Annotated in this window: 16 protein-coding genes; 7 read left to right on the top strand and 9 right to left on the bottom strand. The window is 30.8% G+C overall.

The window, feature by feature from the left end; all coding sequences use genetic code 11:
- The first annotated feature begins 18 nt into the window (after window positions 1–18).
- Both DZ60_RS0102165 and DZ60_RS0102160 read left to right on the top strand, forming a co-directional pair.
- Window positions 19–744 carry an RDD family protein gene (locus DZ60_RS0102165; RefSeq protein WP_025740102.1) on the top strand — a complete coding sequence of 242 codons (726 nt, stop codon included), beginning with the start codon at window positions 19–21 and terminating at the stop codon, window positions 742–744.
- A 432-nt stretch (window positions 745–1176) separates the two neighbouring features.
- Window positions 1177–1779, top strand: coding sequence for a hypothetical protein (locus DZ60_RS0102160; protein WP_025740101.1), 603 nt, complete (start codon window positions 1177–1179; stop codon window positions 1777–1779).
- A gap of 221 nt (window positions 1780–2000) precedes the next feature.
- Here the strand turns inward: DZ60_RS0102160 and DZ60_RS0102155 are convergent, their stop codons facing one another.
- The gene (locus DZ60_RS0102155) at window positions 2001–2753 is read right to left on the bottom strand and encodes a peptidylprolyl isomerase (RefSeq protein ID WP_034228410.1); all 753 of its coding nucleotides are present in this window, start codon (window positions 2751–2753) and stop codon (window positions 2001–2003) included.
- 38 nt (window positions 2754–2791) lie between these two features.
- Between DZ60_RS0102155 and DZ60_RS0102150 the strand changes: the two genes are divergently transcribed.
- Complete coding sequence (locus tag DZ60_RS0102150; protein ID WP_241448702.1) at window positions 2792–3388, top strand: NUDIX hydrolase; 597 nt, start codon at window positions 2792–2794, stop codon at window positions 3386–3388.
- A 45-nt stretch (window positions 3389–3433) separates the two neighbouring features.
- Complete coding sequence (locus DZ60_RS0102145; RefSeq protein WP_025740097.1) at window positions 3434–4237, top strand: lysophospholipid acyltransferase family protein; 804 nt, start codon at window positions 3434–3436, stop codon at window positions 4235–4237.
- Between the two features lie 73 nt (window positions 4238–4310).
- Here DZ60_RS0102145 and DZ60_RS0102140 read toward each other — a convergent pair whose 3' ends face one another.
- From DZ60_RS0102140 to DZ60_RS0102110, 7 genes are all read right to left on the bottom strand, one after another.
- Window positions 4311–5069: a LytR/AlgR family response regulator transcription factor gene (locus tag DZ60_RS0102140; RefSeq protein ID WP_025740095.1), complete on the bottom strand. Its 759-nt coding sequence runs from the start codon at window positions 5067–5069 to the stop codon at window positions 4311–4313.
- A 139-nt stretch (window positions 5070–5208) separates the two neighbouring features.
- Window positions 5209–5517: a 2TM domain-containing protein gene (locus DZ60_RS0102135; protein WP_025740094.1), complete on the bottom strand. Its 309-nt coding sequence runs from the start codon at window positions 5515–5517 to the stop codon at window positions 5209–5211.
- 46 nt (window positions 5518–5563) lie between these two features.
- Window positions 5564–5923 carry a 2TM domain-containing protein gene (locus DZ60_RS0102130; protein ID WP_025740093.1) on the bottom strand — a complete coding sequence of 120 codons (360 nt, stop codon included), beginning with the start codon at window positions 5921–5923 and terminating at the stop codon, window positions 5564–5566.
- A 6-nt stretch (window positions 5924–5929) separates the two neighbouring features.
- Window positions 5930–7270, bottom strand: coding sequence for a 2TM domain-containing protein (locus DZ60_RS0102125; RefSeq protein ID WP_025740091.1), 1341 nt, complete (start codon window positions 7268–7270; stop codon window positions 5930–5932).
- Window positions 7271–7894, bottom strand: coding sequence for a tetratricopeptide repeat protein (locus DZ60_RS0102120; RefSeq protein WP_025740089.1), 624 nt, complete (start codon window positions 7892–7894; stop codon window positions 7271–7273).
- A 113-nt stretch (window positions 7895–8007) separates the two neighbouring features.
- Complete coding sequence (locus DZ60_RS0102115; RefSeq protein ID WP_025740087.1) at window positions 8008–10161, bottom strand: TonB-dependent receptor; 2154 nt, start codon at window positions 10159–10161, stop codon at window positions 8008–8010.
- 153 nt (window positions 10162–10314) lie between these two features.
- Window positions 10315–11610 (bottom strand): NAD(P)/FAD-dependent oxidoreductase, encoded by a 1296-nt coding sequence (locus DZ60_RS0102110; protein WP_025740086.1) that lies wholly within the window; start codon window positions 11608–11610, stop codon window positions 10315–10317.
- A 498-nt stretch (window positions 11611–12108) separates the two neighbouring features.
- Between DZ60_RS0102110 and DZ60_RS25045 the strand changes: the two genes are divergently transcribed.
- Window positions 12109–12273, top strand: a complete 165-nt coding sequence (locus DZ60_RS25045; RefSeq protein ID WP_161634359.1) for a hypothetical protein — start codon at window positions 12109–12111, stop codon at window positions 12271–12273.
- Between the two features lie 506 nt (window positions 12274–12779).
- On the opposite strand, the gene DZ60_RS0102095 is transcribed toward DZ60_RS25045, so the two are convergent.
- Window positions 12780–13514 carry a LytTR family DNA-binding domain-containing protein gene (locus tag DZ60_RS0102095; RefSeq protein ID WP_025740084.1) on the bottom strand — a complete coding sequence of 245 codons (735 nt, stop codon included), beginning with the start codon at window positions 13512–13514 and terminating at the stop codon, window positions 12780–12782.
- A 396-nt stretch (window positions 13515–13910) separates the two neighbouring features.
- Here DZ60_RS0102095 and DZ60_RS0102090 point away from each other — a divergent pair, with 396 nt between their 5' ends.
- Complete coding sequence (locus DZ60_RS0102090; RefSeq protein ID WP_025740081.1) at window positions 13911–14405, top strand: RNA polymerase sigma factor; 495 nt, start codon at window positions 13911–13913, stop codon at window positions 14403–14405.
- 7 nt (window positions 14406–14412) lie between these two features.
- Entirely contained in the window at window positions 14413–15048 is a 636-nt protein-coding gene (locus DZ60_RS0102085; protein WP_025740079.1) for a hypothetical protein, read from the top strand.
- Window position 15049 lies beyond the last annotated feature (1 nt).

Below are 15049 nucleotides of genomic sequence, written 5' to 3'. Positions count from 1 at the left end.
ATAATCACTTACTTGTAAATGGCAAATTTAGCGATCAATACTACACAAAATGTTAATCTGGCTTATAAAACAGTTGGAATAGGAGAACGAATATTAGCATTTTTGATTGATGCCGCAATATTTTGGCTGTACTTGTACATCATAGATTTAGTAACGTCTCTTTTGGGGACCGCTTTTAGTGATAATTGGACCGTTTTTGGCTTGCAATCGTTATTGTTTCTTCCGGTGGCATTTTATTCTCTATTTATGAATATCATTTTTAATGGAAGAACTGTAGGGAAAATGGTCATGAAAATTCGTGTGGTTCGGGTAGACGGATTACCAGCTCAATGGAGTAATTATATGATCCGTTGGATGTTAAGGCTTGTAGATATCTGGATTTTTGCTTCTGCAATAGGAGTGTTGACAATTATTTTGTCAAATAAAAATCAACGATTAGGTGATGCAGCAGCAGGAACTGTAGTCATTAGTAACAAAAGAAAAGTGAAAATCTCTCATACTATATTAGAGGATGTAGAAGAAGATTATCAACCTAAATTTCTAAATGTTACCAAATTATCTGACAAAGACGTTAGACTTATTAAGGAAACATATCACATTGCCAAGAAATCTAATGATTTTCAGACACTGACTGCATTGCGCAAAAAAGTGGAAGATGTACTCGAGGTTACATCTGATTTATATGATAGACAGTTTTTGGATACGATTCTTAAAGACTATAATTATTTTACTCAGAAGTTTTAATTCGAAAAGCTTCTTGTTGTGCCAGTTTCTGTAGTAAGTAAGGTGCTGTTTTCTTTTTTTTTGTTTTTCTTCTTTCTTAAGGAAGCTAATACGTGTTGTAAACGAATGTTTTATTTTAATTTTTTTCGAAAATCCTAAGTAATTGATTTTACTACGAAATTTAAGCATAGTTTTTCCTAAAATATTGTTTCGTCATTTTCATAGAATATGATATGATCAAGGTTCTTTTATTGATAATCTTCTATACTTATTGTTAATTTATTGTAGAATTAAATTGATCAAATGTGTTGTATTAACTTTTTTACGGTTTTGCAGTAAAAGTAAGGGTTAATATAGTACATGTATATGTAAATATAGTTGTCTTTCTAGGTCTTTTTGTCTTATACATTTGCAGCTCCAAACTTAAAACCTAAAAATTAAAAGTTAAAAGTTATGAAAAGAGTAATGAAACTTAGTTTAGTTGTATTTGCCATGTTACTAAGCAATATTACAGCAGCCTCGGATGATATATCTGTAAAAGTAGAGAATTCTTCTACAATCAATGTTACATTATCTAATGTATTCAAGGGACAGCGATTAACAATCACAGATTATTACGGAAAAGTAGTGTATAATGTTAAAGTGGATCGTAAGTCTACTCTTTTTAGTAAAGTTTTTGATTTTGAAACTTTTACTGATGGGGTATATTATGTAGAAACAGAAACAAAATCTGATATAAGAATAACTCCCGTTATCAAAAGTATTAAAGGTATATCGATAGTTGACCGGGCTGTAGAAACTATTTCTAAGCCCAAGGTTGTTGTTGAAGGTGATTACCTTACACTGACATATAATCAATCACAATCAGAAAAGAGTCCTTTAATTATTTATGTATACGATTACAATGGTTCTCTAGTGTTCGAAGAAGATGTAAAAGAAGATCATGAAGTAATTAGAAGAAACTTTAATATTTCTAAATTACCTATTGGAAAGTATACTGTAGATGTTACCTTAACTAACAGTGATAGGTTTTTTACACAAGAAATTAAGCTTTAGAATTTTAAGAAAGCTGTACAGAGTACTATATAATTAACACCAAAAACTGCCCGATCTAGGGCAGTTTTTGGTGTTATACACAATTATTTTAACTTCCCATTGGATTGTTTATTATAATTTATAAATACTATATTTTGCGCTAAATACAGGTTGTAAGTAATAACAACGTAACTATAGTACACTCTTGTTCTTTATTGGTATTATTGTTTTTTTGTAATTTATCATTTTATTACTTCGGCTTTTATAAAAATATTTTCTTTTGGCCATTCGCTACCATCTACTGGTACATTAGATATTTTATCTGCAACGTCCATTCCTTTCACTACTTTTCCGAATATGGTATGTTGTCCATCAAGGTGTGGTGCCCCATTTTTAGCAATTACAATAAAAAACTCAAAGGGCGTTGAGCGGTTAGAAGGGTTGTCTACCCATTGTTTTGATAAAGCGACAGCACCTCTGGTATGTTTTAAACCCTTTACTGGTTCTTGTGGGATTGTGTATTCTCCAATTCTAAAACGTGCATTGGCCATTTCTTGTCGATCGCTATTTCCTCCTTGAATAACAAACCCTTTGGCTACACGATAGAAAAATGTTTCATCAAAATATTTTTCTTTAACCAAATAGATAAAATTAGCACGGTGTAATGGGGTTTCGGTATGCAATTGTATATGAATATCACCATATAGAGTAGTTATTTTGACTAGGTTTTCGGGGTTATCTTTCCCGTAAGAAGCCATAAATTCTCTTAAATTTTTATTACTGAGTTTGAATGGGGCTTTGTCAGTGTCTTGATCCGTTGTGTTCTTAATACCATTAGAGATAACCTTACTATTTTGTTCTTTTGGAGTATGAACAGAAGTAGTATCTGTATTTTGTGGTACTTTCGATTTATTTTTTTTAGATTGTGTATCTTCACAATTCGAGAATATGATAATGCTTATAAAAAAGCATAAAATTGATTTTGTCAATGACATTTGAAACATTTAAAAGTTTACTTCCAAAAATAAAGAAAATGTCAGTACCGGGAGAATCTTCTCATTTTATTATGGCACCCGAGATTCGTAAAAAGGAATTAGAGAGTTATAATATAGAAGAAAGAAACCCCCGTCATGCTGCAGTAATGATGCTTCTATACCCAAAAGATGGACAAGCATACATCGCATTAATCTTACGTCCTACTTATGAAGGCGTACATTCTGGACAAATAGCGCTACCGGGTGGTAAAGCAGAACCATTTGATCAGAATTATACAGAAACCGCTTTGCGAGAAACTCATGAAGAAATAGGAGTTAGTAAATCTAATATAACTGTTGTTGAGTCGCTTACTAAGGTGTATGTGCCTCCGTCTAATTTTTGGGTACATCCATTTTTGGGTTTTACAGATCATTGTCCTGATTTTGTTTTGCAAAAGGAAGAAGTAGAAAAAGTTATCGAAGTCCCGGTCAAAGATTTCTTAAAGGATAGTAATGTAAGTACACAGAAATTATCAACATCCTATGCGAAAAATATTGAGGTACCTTGCTTTCAGTTAAATGGTTATGTCGTTTGGGGGGCTACGGCCATGATGCTCAATGAGCTTAAAATGTTTTTAAAGATGTTAAAAGGGTAATGATTTTGTATATTTGACGTTCTTAATACAATTTTTTTAGTACATATGGGATTATTTAAAACAAATCCATTTGGTCATATATTATTTGTAAAAAAATGGCTTATTCGAATCTTAGGAGCGCTTACACATAGGCGATTTAGAGGATTTAATGAGCTATTGATAGAAGGAAGTGAGATTATAAAAACACTTCCTGATACCGGAGTTTTATTTGTTTCAAATCATCAAACCTATTTTGCAGATGTTGTATCTATGTTTCATGTGTTTAATGCAAGTCTCAGTGGTCGCACAGACTCTATAAAAAATGTGGGATATCTATGGCAACCTAAAATGAACTTGTATTATGTTGCTGCAAAAGAAACAATGCGTGCTGGTTTATTAGCAAGGGTCTTAGCATATGTAGGAGCGATAACTGTAGAGAGAACCTGGAGAGAGAAGGGAAAAGACATTAATAGACAAGTAAAAATGAGCGATATTACCAATATATATACCGCTTTAGAAGATGGTTGGGTAATTACTTTTCCTCAAGGGACGACTAAACCTTTTAAACCAATTAGAAAAGGTACTGCTCACATTATTAAGCAACATAAACCCATTGTAATACCTATTGTTATTGACGGATTTAGAAGATCTTTTGATAAAAAAGGTGTGAGAATAAAAAAACGTGGTATCCTTCAATCGATGGTAATAAAAAAGCCATTAGATATTGATTATGAAAATGATACTACAGACGAAATTGTAAGCAAGCTAGAGTTCGCAATAGAACAACATCCTTCTTTTCTTAAAGTAATTCCTCAAGAAGAAATTGAAGCTGAAGAAGCGTTAAATAAAAAGCGAGAATGGGAGTATTAATATAAATCTATAATGAAGGCTTTCTTAAGCCTTTACTTCGTTTACTCACTTTATATCTGAATTAAAAACTTGACTATTCTAGCCAGGTCTTGAATTCTTTTACACGTTCTCGTGAGACAATAATATCATACTCATCAAAATGATTTAATTTTATTTGTAGACGTGAGTTGGTATATGAAATTATATCTTTGATAGCATTGATATTGATAAAGAATTTTCTGCTCACTCTAAAAAAAGTTTCAGGGTTCAATTCTTCTTCAAGTAGCTCTAATGTTGTATCTATGAGATAATTTCTATTTTCATTTGTATGTAAATATGTTCCTTTATTTTCTGAATAGAAACATTCTATGTCTTCTACAGAAAATATTTTAAGGTGTTGCCCAACTTTGGTGGTAAATCTTTTTTTATAAACTCGATCCATTGGGTTTATCAATAATTTCTTTATATCATCAAAGTCCAGTTTAATTTGTTGCTTATTAGTATGTTGATCTTTATACTTATTAATAGCCGTTTCTAAATCTTCATCGTCAATAGGTTTTAAGAGATAATCAACACTGTTAAGTTTGAATGCTTTAAGAGCATATTCGTCATAAGCCGTAGTGAATATAATAGAACTTTTTATAGTTGTAACTGCATCAAATATTTCGAAAGACAATCCGTCACTTAATTGAATATCCAAAAAAATTACATCGGGGTGTTCATTATTGTTAAACCAAGCAATAGATTCTTCTACTGAATGTAGCATTGTGTGTACTTCTATGTTTAGTTCACCTAACATTCTACTTAGACGTCTTGCTGCTGGTTTTTCATCTTCGATGATTAGTACTTTCATAATGATATGTGCTTTTATCTAATTTAGAAAAAGTGTATTATTCTTTTAATTAATATTTGAAGGATTTTATTGAAAATCGAGTTAGAGCAATTCTTATTAGAAGAGATTTACTATTTTAACATATAAAATAAATAGGTCCTTATTCCCACATTTGTGATTGACTCTTTTGTTCTTCTTCCATGTATTTTTTGATCTTACGATCTTCCCATTCTTTGTCAAACATATGGTTTACTCGGTAAGCCTTAATCGCATGAAATGTAAGACCAATACCCCAACCAAATGCTGGCCATAAGAACCATGCATAATTAAGTTCGTTCTGATAATAATTCAGACCAGCTAAAAAGCCAATTACTATGATATAAGAGGTTAGGTTATTGTAAAATTTTTTGAGTTCTATCACACGTTCTTTCGCGCGCTCATATCGTTTTTGTTCATCAAAAGTTTTCATTTTCTATATGTTTTTAAGTGTAATTTTGATTGATTTTTTAGTTTTATTAAAAATCATCATCATCAATAAATTCTTGTATTTTTCGCTCTTCCCATTCTTTGCTAAAAATTGATTTTTTGAAAAATTTCTCTAAAATTGAATTTTTTCTGAATACCCATAACCCGTGTAGAGCCAGACCAATTCCCCATAGTAATGGTGTAAATATGACATGCCAATCTAACCAATCATCAAAACCGTTATGCTGTGTTGTATTTATTTTGAAAAAAGAAACAATGTTACTTCTTAGTATTAGAATAGCGATGTTAATTATTATGTATGCTGTTAAATGTGAATAAAATCCTTTTTCGTCTTTAAGTCTTTTACGAGCTTTTTCGTATGCTTTGTTTTCATTGTTCGGAAGATTCATATTATCTTATTTTTGGGATTCGTCCATATATTTTTTAATTTTTTTCTTTTCCCAATCCCTTCCCAGAATAGGGTGATAGTTAAAAGCGTCCATGGCATGAAAGGCAATTCCTATGCCCCAACCAATCATTGGGAAAAATACCCAGGCAAAACCAAATTGATTGGTTTTATAATTAATAAAGATTAAAAAAGGAATAACGATGCAGTACCAAATAAGGTTTATGTAAAATTCTTTTATTTTTTTTACTTGATCTTTGGCTCTACTGTATTTAAGATTTTTGGCTTCTTCTATATACTGTATACTTTCCATTTTTGATGATTTTACCTGTTTAGTTAATATAGGAAGTTCTGCTATAAATTTGTTTTCGGTTTTATATACCGAGAATTTTCTTTTTGTTAATAATCCATATCGTTGTTGTACATTTCCTAAGCCCACACCGCTACTTTGTTTGATTACTTCTTTGGGTTGTAAATTATTTTCTACAAGAAGGAAATCATCTTTTTCATAGATTTTAATGTGTAAAGGTCTTTTTGGTGTTACTATATTGTGTTTGATAGTGTTCTCTAACAAAATTTGCAATGATAAAGGAACCACTTTGGCTTCTGGGTTTTCGGCACTTTCTGGCATATCGAATATGATACTATCTTCAAAACGAAGCTTTATCAGTGTCATGTAGGTTTTTGCAAATTTTAATTCTTCATTTACAGTAACAAGTTCTTTATCTTTTTGTTCTAAAACATAGCGATAAACCTTAGATAATGATGTCGTAAATTTTTGAGCCATTCTGGGATTTTCTTCTATTAAAGAAGTCAATACATTTAGGCTATTGAACAAAAAATGCGGATCTAATTGGTTTTTTAAAGCCGTAAACTTAGCAGAAGCCGTTCCTGCAATAATCTTTTGTTCGGTAATTTTTCTGTTTTGTAACTCTTTATAGAAATGGAAAGCGTGTAAAAACAATGATACGATTAGAGTTATAAAAAAACCAATCAAATAGTACTCTAGTTTTTCGTCTTCAATAAATTTGTCAAAAGGTTTATTATATATACCTACCAATAATACCAATCGTATAATAACTAAGGTAATCATTGTGATAATTATAGACCCAATTGCCCCAAACCATAATCGTTTTTTGGGTTGTTTCTCCCAAGTATACCTTAAAGTCAGAAAATCATGATAATATCCATTAACTAAGGTAAGAGGAAAAGCAAACATAAAATGAATTAGTATATCTCTCAATTCTCCCTGCCAAGTCATTGGTTTCCCTATAGAAAAAAGCATATCAACGAATTGAATACAGAATGTAATAATTATACTTGTTTTGACTAATTTTAATAGATTGTTCATTTATTTTCTACAGTTTTCTAAGCTTTTTTGAGCTCTGTCTTTTCCCCATGCAGGGTAAAAAGGAATTTCAGAAGATTCTTTTTCGAAGTACAATATAGCTTTTTCTATTTCAGGGCAAAAAACATTCGGATCCTTTCCGAAGAATTTTGCACCTCCCATTTTCCATTCGGCATGCTGTAATATTGCTCTTGGGTTTTCTGGTTCTATTTGTTTTGCATTTCTATATAACTCTTCAATTTTTGGTGAAAGTGTCATACCGTAATTTGCTCCATCATAAACTACATATGCGGTATTTAGTAATGCTTCCATAATTAAAATTTCGGCATTGTCTTTTGACCATGTTTTGGCCTCATTAAGATATTCTCTGGCTTTTGTTAATCTCGATTCTATTTCTTCTTTATTTTTATTGCCAAATGTAGTAGTGATATGAACTTGAGCTGCATAGTAATAAGGCAACCAATTTTCTTTTTCAGCTTTTGCGATACGTTCAAAGAGGTTTATCGCTTCATCTTGTTTTGTGCTTTTCCATAGTTCAAAGGCTTTTGACATTCCTTTTTCATATGGTGTTTGTGCATTACCAATTGTTAATGTAAAGATCGAAAAGAGTATTATAATAGTTTTCATAGATATGTTGTTTTGTTGATGATATAAAGATCCTTTGATTCTAGTTTTTATAGTAATATTTATTACCGAAGTGTCGATTTAATGGATTGAGTTGTTTTTTAGGAGTTTTGTGTTTATAAATTATCTAATTGATTGTCATTTTTATCATCACTGATTGTCCAGAAGAATCCTAGTATAAAAAACCTATCTGCGCTGGGTGTAATAGCTCTTCTTGAAAATTCACCATTGATATTCGGAGTATCGGTATATTGATAGTCAAAAATATTTTCTGTTCCCAATACATTGGATACTGATAGATATAAAATCTTTTGTTTACTAATAAGATATGCCCAACTTAGATTAAGAGCATTAAAGTTTTTTGTTTTACTGTTTAAGAAAACTGTTTCATTGGGATTGTTGTAAGGCCTCCCTGATGCAAAGTTATAGGTTGCGCTTACCAAGGATTTCCAATCATTTATCATATATTTTGTTACCAAAGAGAGGTTGTGTTTTGCGGCAAAATTAGGAGTTGCTTTATTTGGATAATTTTTATAGTCTCGTTTGGTATCTAAATAAGAGTAGCTAGCCCAGTAATCAAGGTTTTTTATCGATGTATTGTCCCTCCAGAATAAATCAATACCAGAAGCATATCCTTCACCAAGGTTACTATATACACTATCAAATTCGGGGTTTTCGGTATTGTATTTGATCAAATTGTTATACGATTTATAATACCCTTCTGCACGTAATGTTCGTCCATCGTTTTGGTATAAGTAATTAAGGATGTAATGAGAGGCTTGTTGTTGTTCTAGAGTTTGATCATATTTTAATACATCTGTCTCAGGAGATTGATAAAACTCTCCATATGCTAATGAAAGTTGTGATTTTGGAGCGATTTTATATGCCAGAGAAGTGCGAGGTGAAATTTTAGTGGTATTAAGTAGGGCATTATGGACTCCTCTAATACCTATTTGCATCGCCAATTTTTTATTGAAAAAGATATTAGCTTCACTAAAAGCAGCTGTGCTATTATTATTAAATGTAGTGTCGAAAGAATCAAAGCTTGGATCTTTTACTTTTTCTGTAAATGCATTTACAAATTGTTCTAGTCCAAAACTTAGTTTGAAACGATTATTGAATCTTTTTTTGAGCTTAACCTTAGCATGAAAGCTATTTTGCTGATCATCTACTACAGTATTTGTAATCGTTATGTCTTCGTGATCATTTGCAAAACTGAGTCCTGTACTGAGAGTCCAATCATTACCAAGTGTTCCTGTATAAGAAGTATTCAGATAAAGATTTCTATTTTTTATTCCTAATTGTAAGCCTTCAGTTATATTAATATCTTCCTGAATCAGTTCGAAATCAGAATATGTAATACCACCATATATTTTTAAAAGACCTTTTTCGAAGTGATGTCGATATACAGTCTCACCTGATAAGGATTCATAGGGTTTGATCCAGTTTATGCGTTCAGTTATGATATTTTGATATGGTTTTAGGTTGATATAAAGTGCATTTACACTGATCGAATTGTTTTTCCATTTTTGAGTATTCCCAGCTCCTAATCCTACATTAAGAAATTGCAGTTCTGTTTTTTCTTGTTCTGGTTCGTCAATTGTATTTAGCAATAAAACGCTTGATAAGGCATCTCCATATTCTGCAGAGTATCCTCCTGTAGAAAAATTAGTTCCTTTAAATAAAAATGAAGAAAATCGACCTCTTGTAGGCACATTATTTGTGGTAGATAAAAAAGGTTGAAAGACACGTTGTCCGTCTATATATATATTAGCTTCACTTGCATCACCACCTCTTACAAAGAGTCTGCCATCTTCTGATACATTCGAGGTGCCAGGTAGTGTTTGTAAAGCACCGATATAATCTCCTGCGGCTCCTGCAGTAGTTACAATATCTAGAGGAGTGAGGACAGAGACTTTACTGTTATCACCCGCAGAGAAAGTCCCAGCATTCAAAACAACACTTCCTAGAGAATTGACATCCTCACGAAGTTTGATTTGTAAATTATTCATTTCTGAGACATCCTTAAGCATCATAAATGTTTCAAAAGAAAGAAATGAGATTAGCAAAGTATGTTCGCCTGTTTCTGTTGTAGTAAAAGAAAAGGATCCATTTTCATCAGTAGTTCCACCATCATAGGTTCCGTCAAGATATACATTAGCACCAGGGATAGGGTTTGATGATGGATCTGTTACTTTTCCTGTAATTGTTGTCTGTGCCATCGTATTTATAGTGACACAAATAAAAAGATAAACGAGTATTCGTTTCATATAGACATTGTTTTTTTGAATGATGCTTCAAAAATCTAATATCTATAGGGTAATCAGAATTGAATGTTACTCAATTGTAAAAAGCAATGACTGAACTGTATTTTGGTCATTGGTATTAATTGTTCTTATCAAGTATTTTATAAATTAATTTGTTCAGACTCTTTCTGTGGTATCGGTACGATTCTTATAAGAACGCACAATAAGCCTAGCAGCTTTATCATAGTTTATATAATTATAGCTCCAATTAAATAAAGTAATAAATCGATTTCTAAATCCTATTAAGAACCATAAATGAATGAACATCCAGATAAACCAAGCAAAAAAACCACCAAATTTAAATTTTCCGATATCTACAACAGCCTTATTGCGTCCAATGGTGGCCATTGACCCTTTGTCAAAATATTGGAAAGGTGTCATGGGTTTACCGCGTAAATGTTGTTTTAAGTTTTTGGCAAGATGTTTCCCTTGCTGTATTGCTGGTTGTGCTACCATAGGATGTCCTTTGGGATACTCTTTGGTTTCCATTACAGAAATATCTCCGATAGCAAAAATAGTATCGTATCCATCAATTTGATTAAATTGATTTACTTTATAACGATTGGCTCTAGGTATCAAAGATTCAGCTTTTATTCCAGAAACAGGAGCTCCGGTTACACCTGCAGACCAAATAAAGGTAGCTGTTTTAAAAGACAGATCGGTATTAGTTGATACCAGATTATCTTCATATTGTGTTACTTGCGTATTTAGGTGAATATGAACTCCTAATTTTTCGAGAAATTTAGTAGCTTTCTCTGAAGCATGTTCGCTCATGGGGGGCAGTATTCGCGAAGCTCCTTCAATAAGATGTATTTCCATATCATCAAAATTCATATCAGGATAATCTCTAGGAAGTACATTTAGTTTTAATTCTGCAATTCCTCCTGCTAGCTCTACACCCGTTGGACCTGCACCTGCAAGAGCGAAACGCAATAGTTCTTTTCTTTTTTCATGATCCTCTGTAATTACCGCTTGCTCAAGATTTTCAAGCATTAAACTCCTTAAATTAAGAGCTTGAGGAAGGTTTTTCATTCTCATTGCATTATGCTCTATAGTCTTATTACCAAAGAAATTAGTTCTCGCTCCTGTGGCAATAACCAAATAGTCATAAGATATATCTCCTATATTGGTAGATACTTTTTGAGTATCTGGATCTATAGAAAGTACTTCTGCCATTCTAAAAAAGGTATTCTTACCTCTTTTTACAATTTTACGCAATGGATATGCAATAGAATCAGGCTCTAGTGATGAAGTAGATACTTGATAAAGAAGAGGTTGAAAAGTATGGTAATTATGGCGGTCTAATACTACCAATTGTACATCTTCTTTAATCATTTTTCTTGCCAGAGCTACCCCAGCAAAGCCACCACCAATAATAACTAATCTTGGTAAATTAGTAAAGGGAATATTCATATTGCATGTATTATTTTACAAAAATAACCTGTTAAATATTAATATACTTAGTGAATGTTACTTTTTATCAAAACCTTTTCTTTTTAACAAAAAAGGATGCGATTTGACTCTAAAACCATACTTTATTTATGTGGTATTGAGTTCGTTTTATTGTAAAAAAGTTATGCTTTTATTTTTTTTCATTACTATAAATATGGTTTAACCGTAATATAATTATGTTTAAAATGTTGTTTGTTGAGTTTTATGAATTTTTTATAGTCTTAATTACTACCAGATAATAACTCGATTGGCTTAAATACCTATTAATATCAACTAAATAATAATTGAATTTTTGCTTAACAGATATAAATACTCAATTTAGTGTTAACAAATTGTTAATCTAATTTTTTGTTTCGCTACCCCTAAGAGAATCTTGTCTTTCTTTTGAAACGTAAAAGGTATTATTAAAGATAAGTATACCCAAATATACAAACACTGTTTAACCTAAATTCGTACGTTATGAAAAAGAGCTATGTTATTTTTACTTTTATTATTATAATATTTTTAATTACTGCAAATAACTTATTTGCCCAAGATATATCAAAATCTAGTAGTACAGATATAACAGAGCCAAAGGATATGCTCTGTAAAAATTTGGATGGATCATTGCTTAAAAACAAATAAAAGTAAATAAGATTTTCTTTTTTGATGAATGAGGTAGGGGGCTTCTTTAACTATAATTTTTAATAAAAAAGTCATGAAAAAAATAGATATATATATGATATTTCTCATTTCTATTTCTCTAGCAGTGATATGCTTGGTCACTATATGAAAACTAAAAAATAAGTTTTTTAATTTATTGATAGCCAGTTTTTTTGTAGTAATAAAAATAGAATTGTTTAGAATGAAGAAGAAGAGTTAATACTATGATAAGGTAGTATAGGTAAATCTCATAATTTTTGAGATACTTTATATAACAATATAGGCTTATGGGCTAATTCCTGTTTTGGAATACAGAAATTCTTGTTAAATTAAGTTAGGTTGAAAAATCATCGTCTAAGATCTACTATTTAGACGATGATTTTATTTTTATCCAGTTATCTTCAAAATATTAGCCTGTTAACTTAACCGAATTATGAGAGATGATACAACTATTAATATGGTTAGTTACAGTATCAAGAATATCTGGTTTAGTTAAGAATTAATTTTAGGAAAGCGGTTTTTTTTGAACGTGAAATCGTTAAAATATCTCCATTGATCATAGATACTTGTGGGAGTTTTGTTTTTGTTACTTTATTGATATGATTAAGGTTAATAAGATATGATTGATGTATACGATAAAATTCATGATTGTTACATAATTGCTGTTCAAAGCTTTTTAATGTTTTAGAAACACAAATAGTTTTTTTTTCTCTTAAGTATACCAGACAATAATTTATATCAGCTTCGATATACAAAATATCATTGGTAGAGATCATTTGTATTTCTTTTTCTTGAGGGATAGCAATTCTTTTTTTTGGATTTGTATTGCGTATTCGTGTGAGAATTTGTTGCAATTCTTCCTCTTTAGACCTTTTAGAATATACGGTGTTAATATAAAATCGTAAAGCCGAATGATCAATGGGTTTTGTAATATAGGCGATATCCTTTTTATTAAGATAGTCCATGATGTTTTGATCTTTTGGTATCATGGCTAGCATATCTATAGAAGCACTTTTAACTTTTCTGTATATTTCTAGAGGAATTTCAGTATTGATATCAACATCAAAAATAATAAGATTAGGTTCTGATAAATCAATCATTTTTTGAGTGTTAGCATCGTATGCTGATTTTGCGCAGATCGAAATGTAAAAGAAATTAGTTTGTAAGTACGTTTCTACACTATCAAGTAAATCTTTATGTCCGCCTACAAGAAAACACTTCATTTTTTTTTGAGTTTATGTTAGTTATTGTACTCTAACATTTTGATGATATCAAGAATCATTATTAGACACCAGAAATGTCAGTATCCTTACTACAGGTTATAACGATGTGTTTTCTTATGAACTAAAAAAGGAGGTAGTACTATTGATGTATGATTTTATTTAAAAATGGGGCATTTGCGGATCAATAGCTATTTTAAGTTAAGAAGTCTAAATTGCTTCTATGTTTTAAAATTAATAAAAAAAGATAAAACAACACACTATTTTATTTTGAATTAAAGTTTAAGTGTGCTAAAGTTCAATAAGATAGATTAGTATTAATAGATCACATCAAATTTTATTTTTATTTTTTGTAACAAAATTAATTTTTTGTCTACTTATATAATGTAATTAGCCACAGTGAATAAAGAACTAGAACATAATTTTGTAACCCATCTTGAGCAAAATCAAAATATTGTGCACAAGGTATGTCGCATTTATACAAATGATCCGGACTCGCACAACGATTTGTTTCAGGAAATTACTATTCAACTTTGGAAAGCATACCCTAAGTTTAGAGGGGATTCTAAGTTCAGTACCTGGATGTATCGAGTAGCATTAAATACTGCAATTACTTTATACAGAAAATCTAAAAGAAGTATTAAGACAACAGATCTTGATACTATGAATTTTAGAATTAAGGCAGAAGAATATGATAGTGAAGTAGAAGAACAGTTAAAGTTAATGTACGCTGCAGTAAAACAGTTAAATGATATAGAAAAGGCGTTGGTCTTTCTTTACTTAGAAGATAGATCGTATAAAGAAATAGCTGATACAATGGGTATTAGTGAAGTAAATGCTCGGGTAAAGATGAACAGAGTTAAAACGAAATTAAAAAAAATATTAAATCCGTAACCCCATCATGGATGAATTAGAATTATTAAAAAAGGACTGGAAGAGTAGGGAGCATGAGCTACCTAAACTATCCTATGAAGATATTTACTCAATGATATTAAAAAAATCTTCATCGATTGTTCGTTGGATATTTATTATTAGCATACTAGAATTTGTTTTATGGGCTTCGTTAGATATCGTCTTTAAAATGAATAATGTTCATACGCATTTTGATCATATAGAAAAGGGGACCGTTTTAGATAATTTTTCTTTGATCATATCTATCATTTCATATAGTATTTTGATATACTTCATAGTTAGGTTTTACTTAAATTATAAAAAAATCGCATCTACCGATTCTGCCAAGGTATTAATGAGAAATATTATTAAAACACGAAAAACGGTAAAGCAATATATATTTGTAAATATTAGCCTTTTTGCAATGGTCATGATTACAACAATGGCTTATGTATTATTGTTTACCGAAGGATTAAATGAAAACCCATTAGAGAGTCAACCACCGATATGGCTAATCATTACTATAACACTTTTGGTTACTTTAATATTTGTGGGATTAATAGCGCTTTTCTATAGAGTAATTTACGGTATTCTTACAAGTCGATTAAAGAAGAACTATGCCGAATTAGAAAAATTAGATGTATAGT

Source organism: Aquimarina pacifica (genome assembly GCF_000520955.1).
Classification (GTDB): Bacteria; Bacteroidota; Bacteroidia; order Flavobacteriales; family Flavobacteriaceae; genus Aquimarina; species Aquimarina pacifica.
This window is presented reverse-complemented; position numbering and strand designations above follow the sequence as displayed.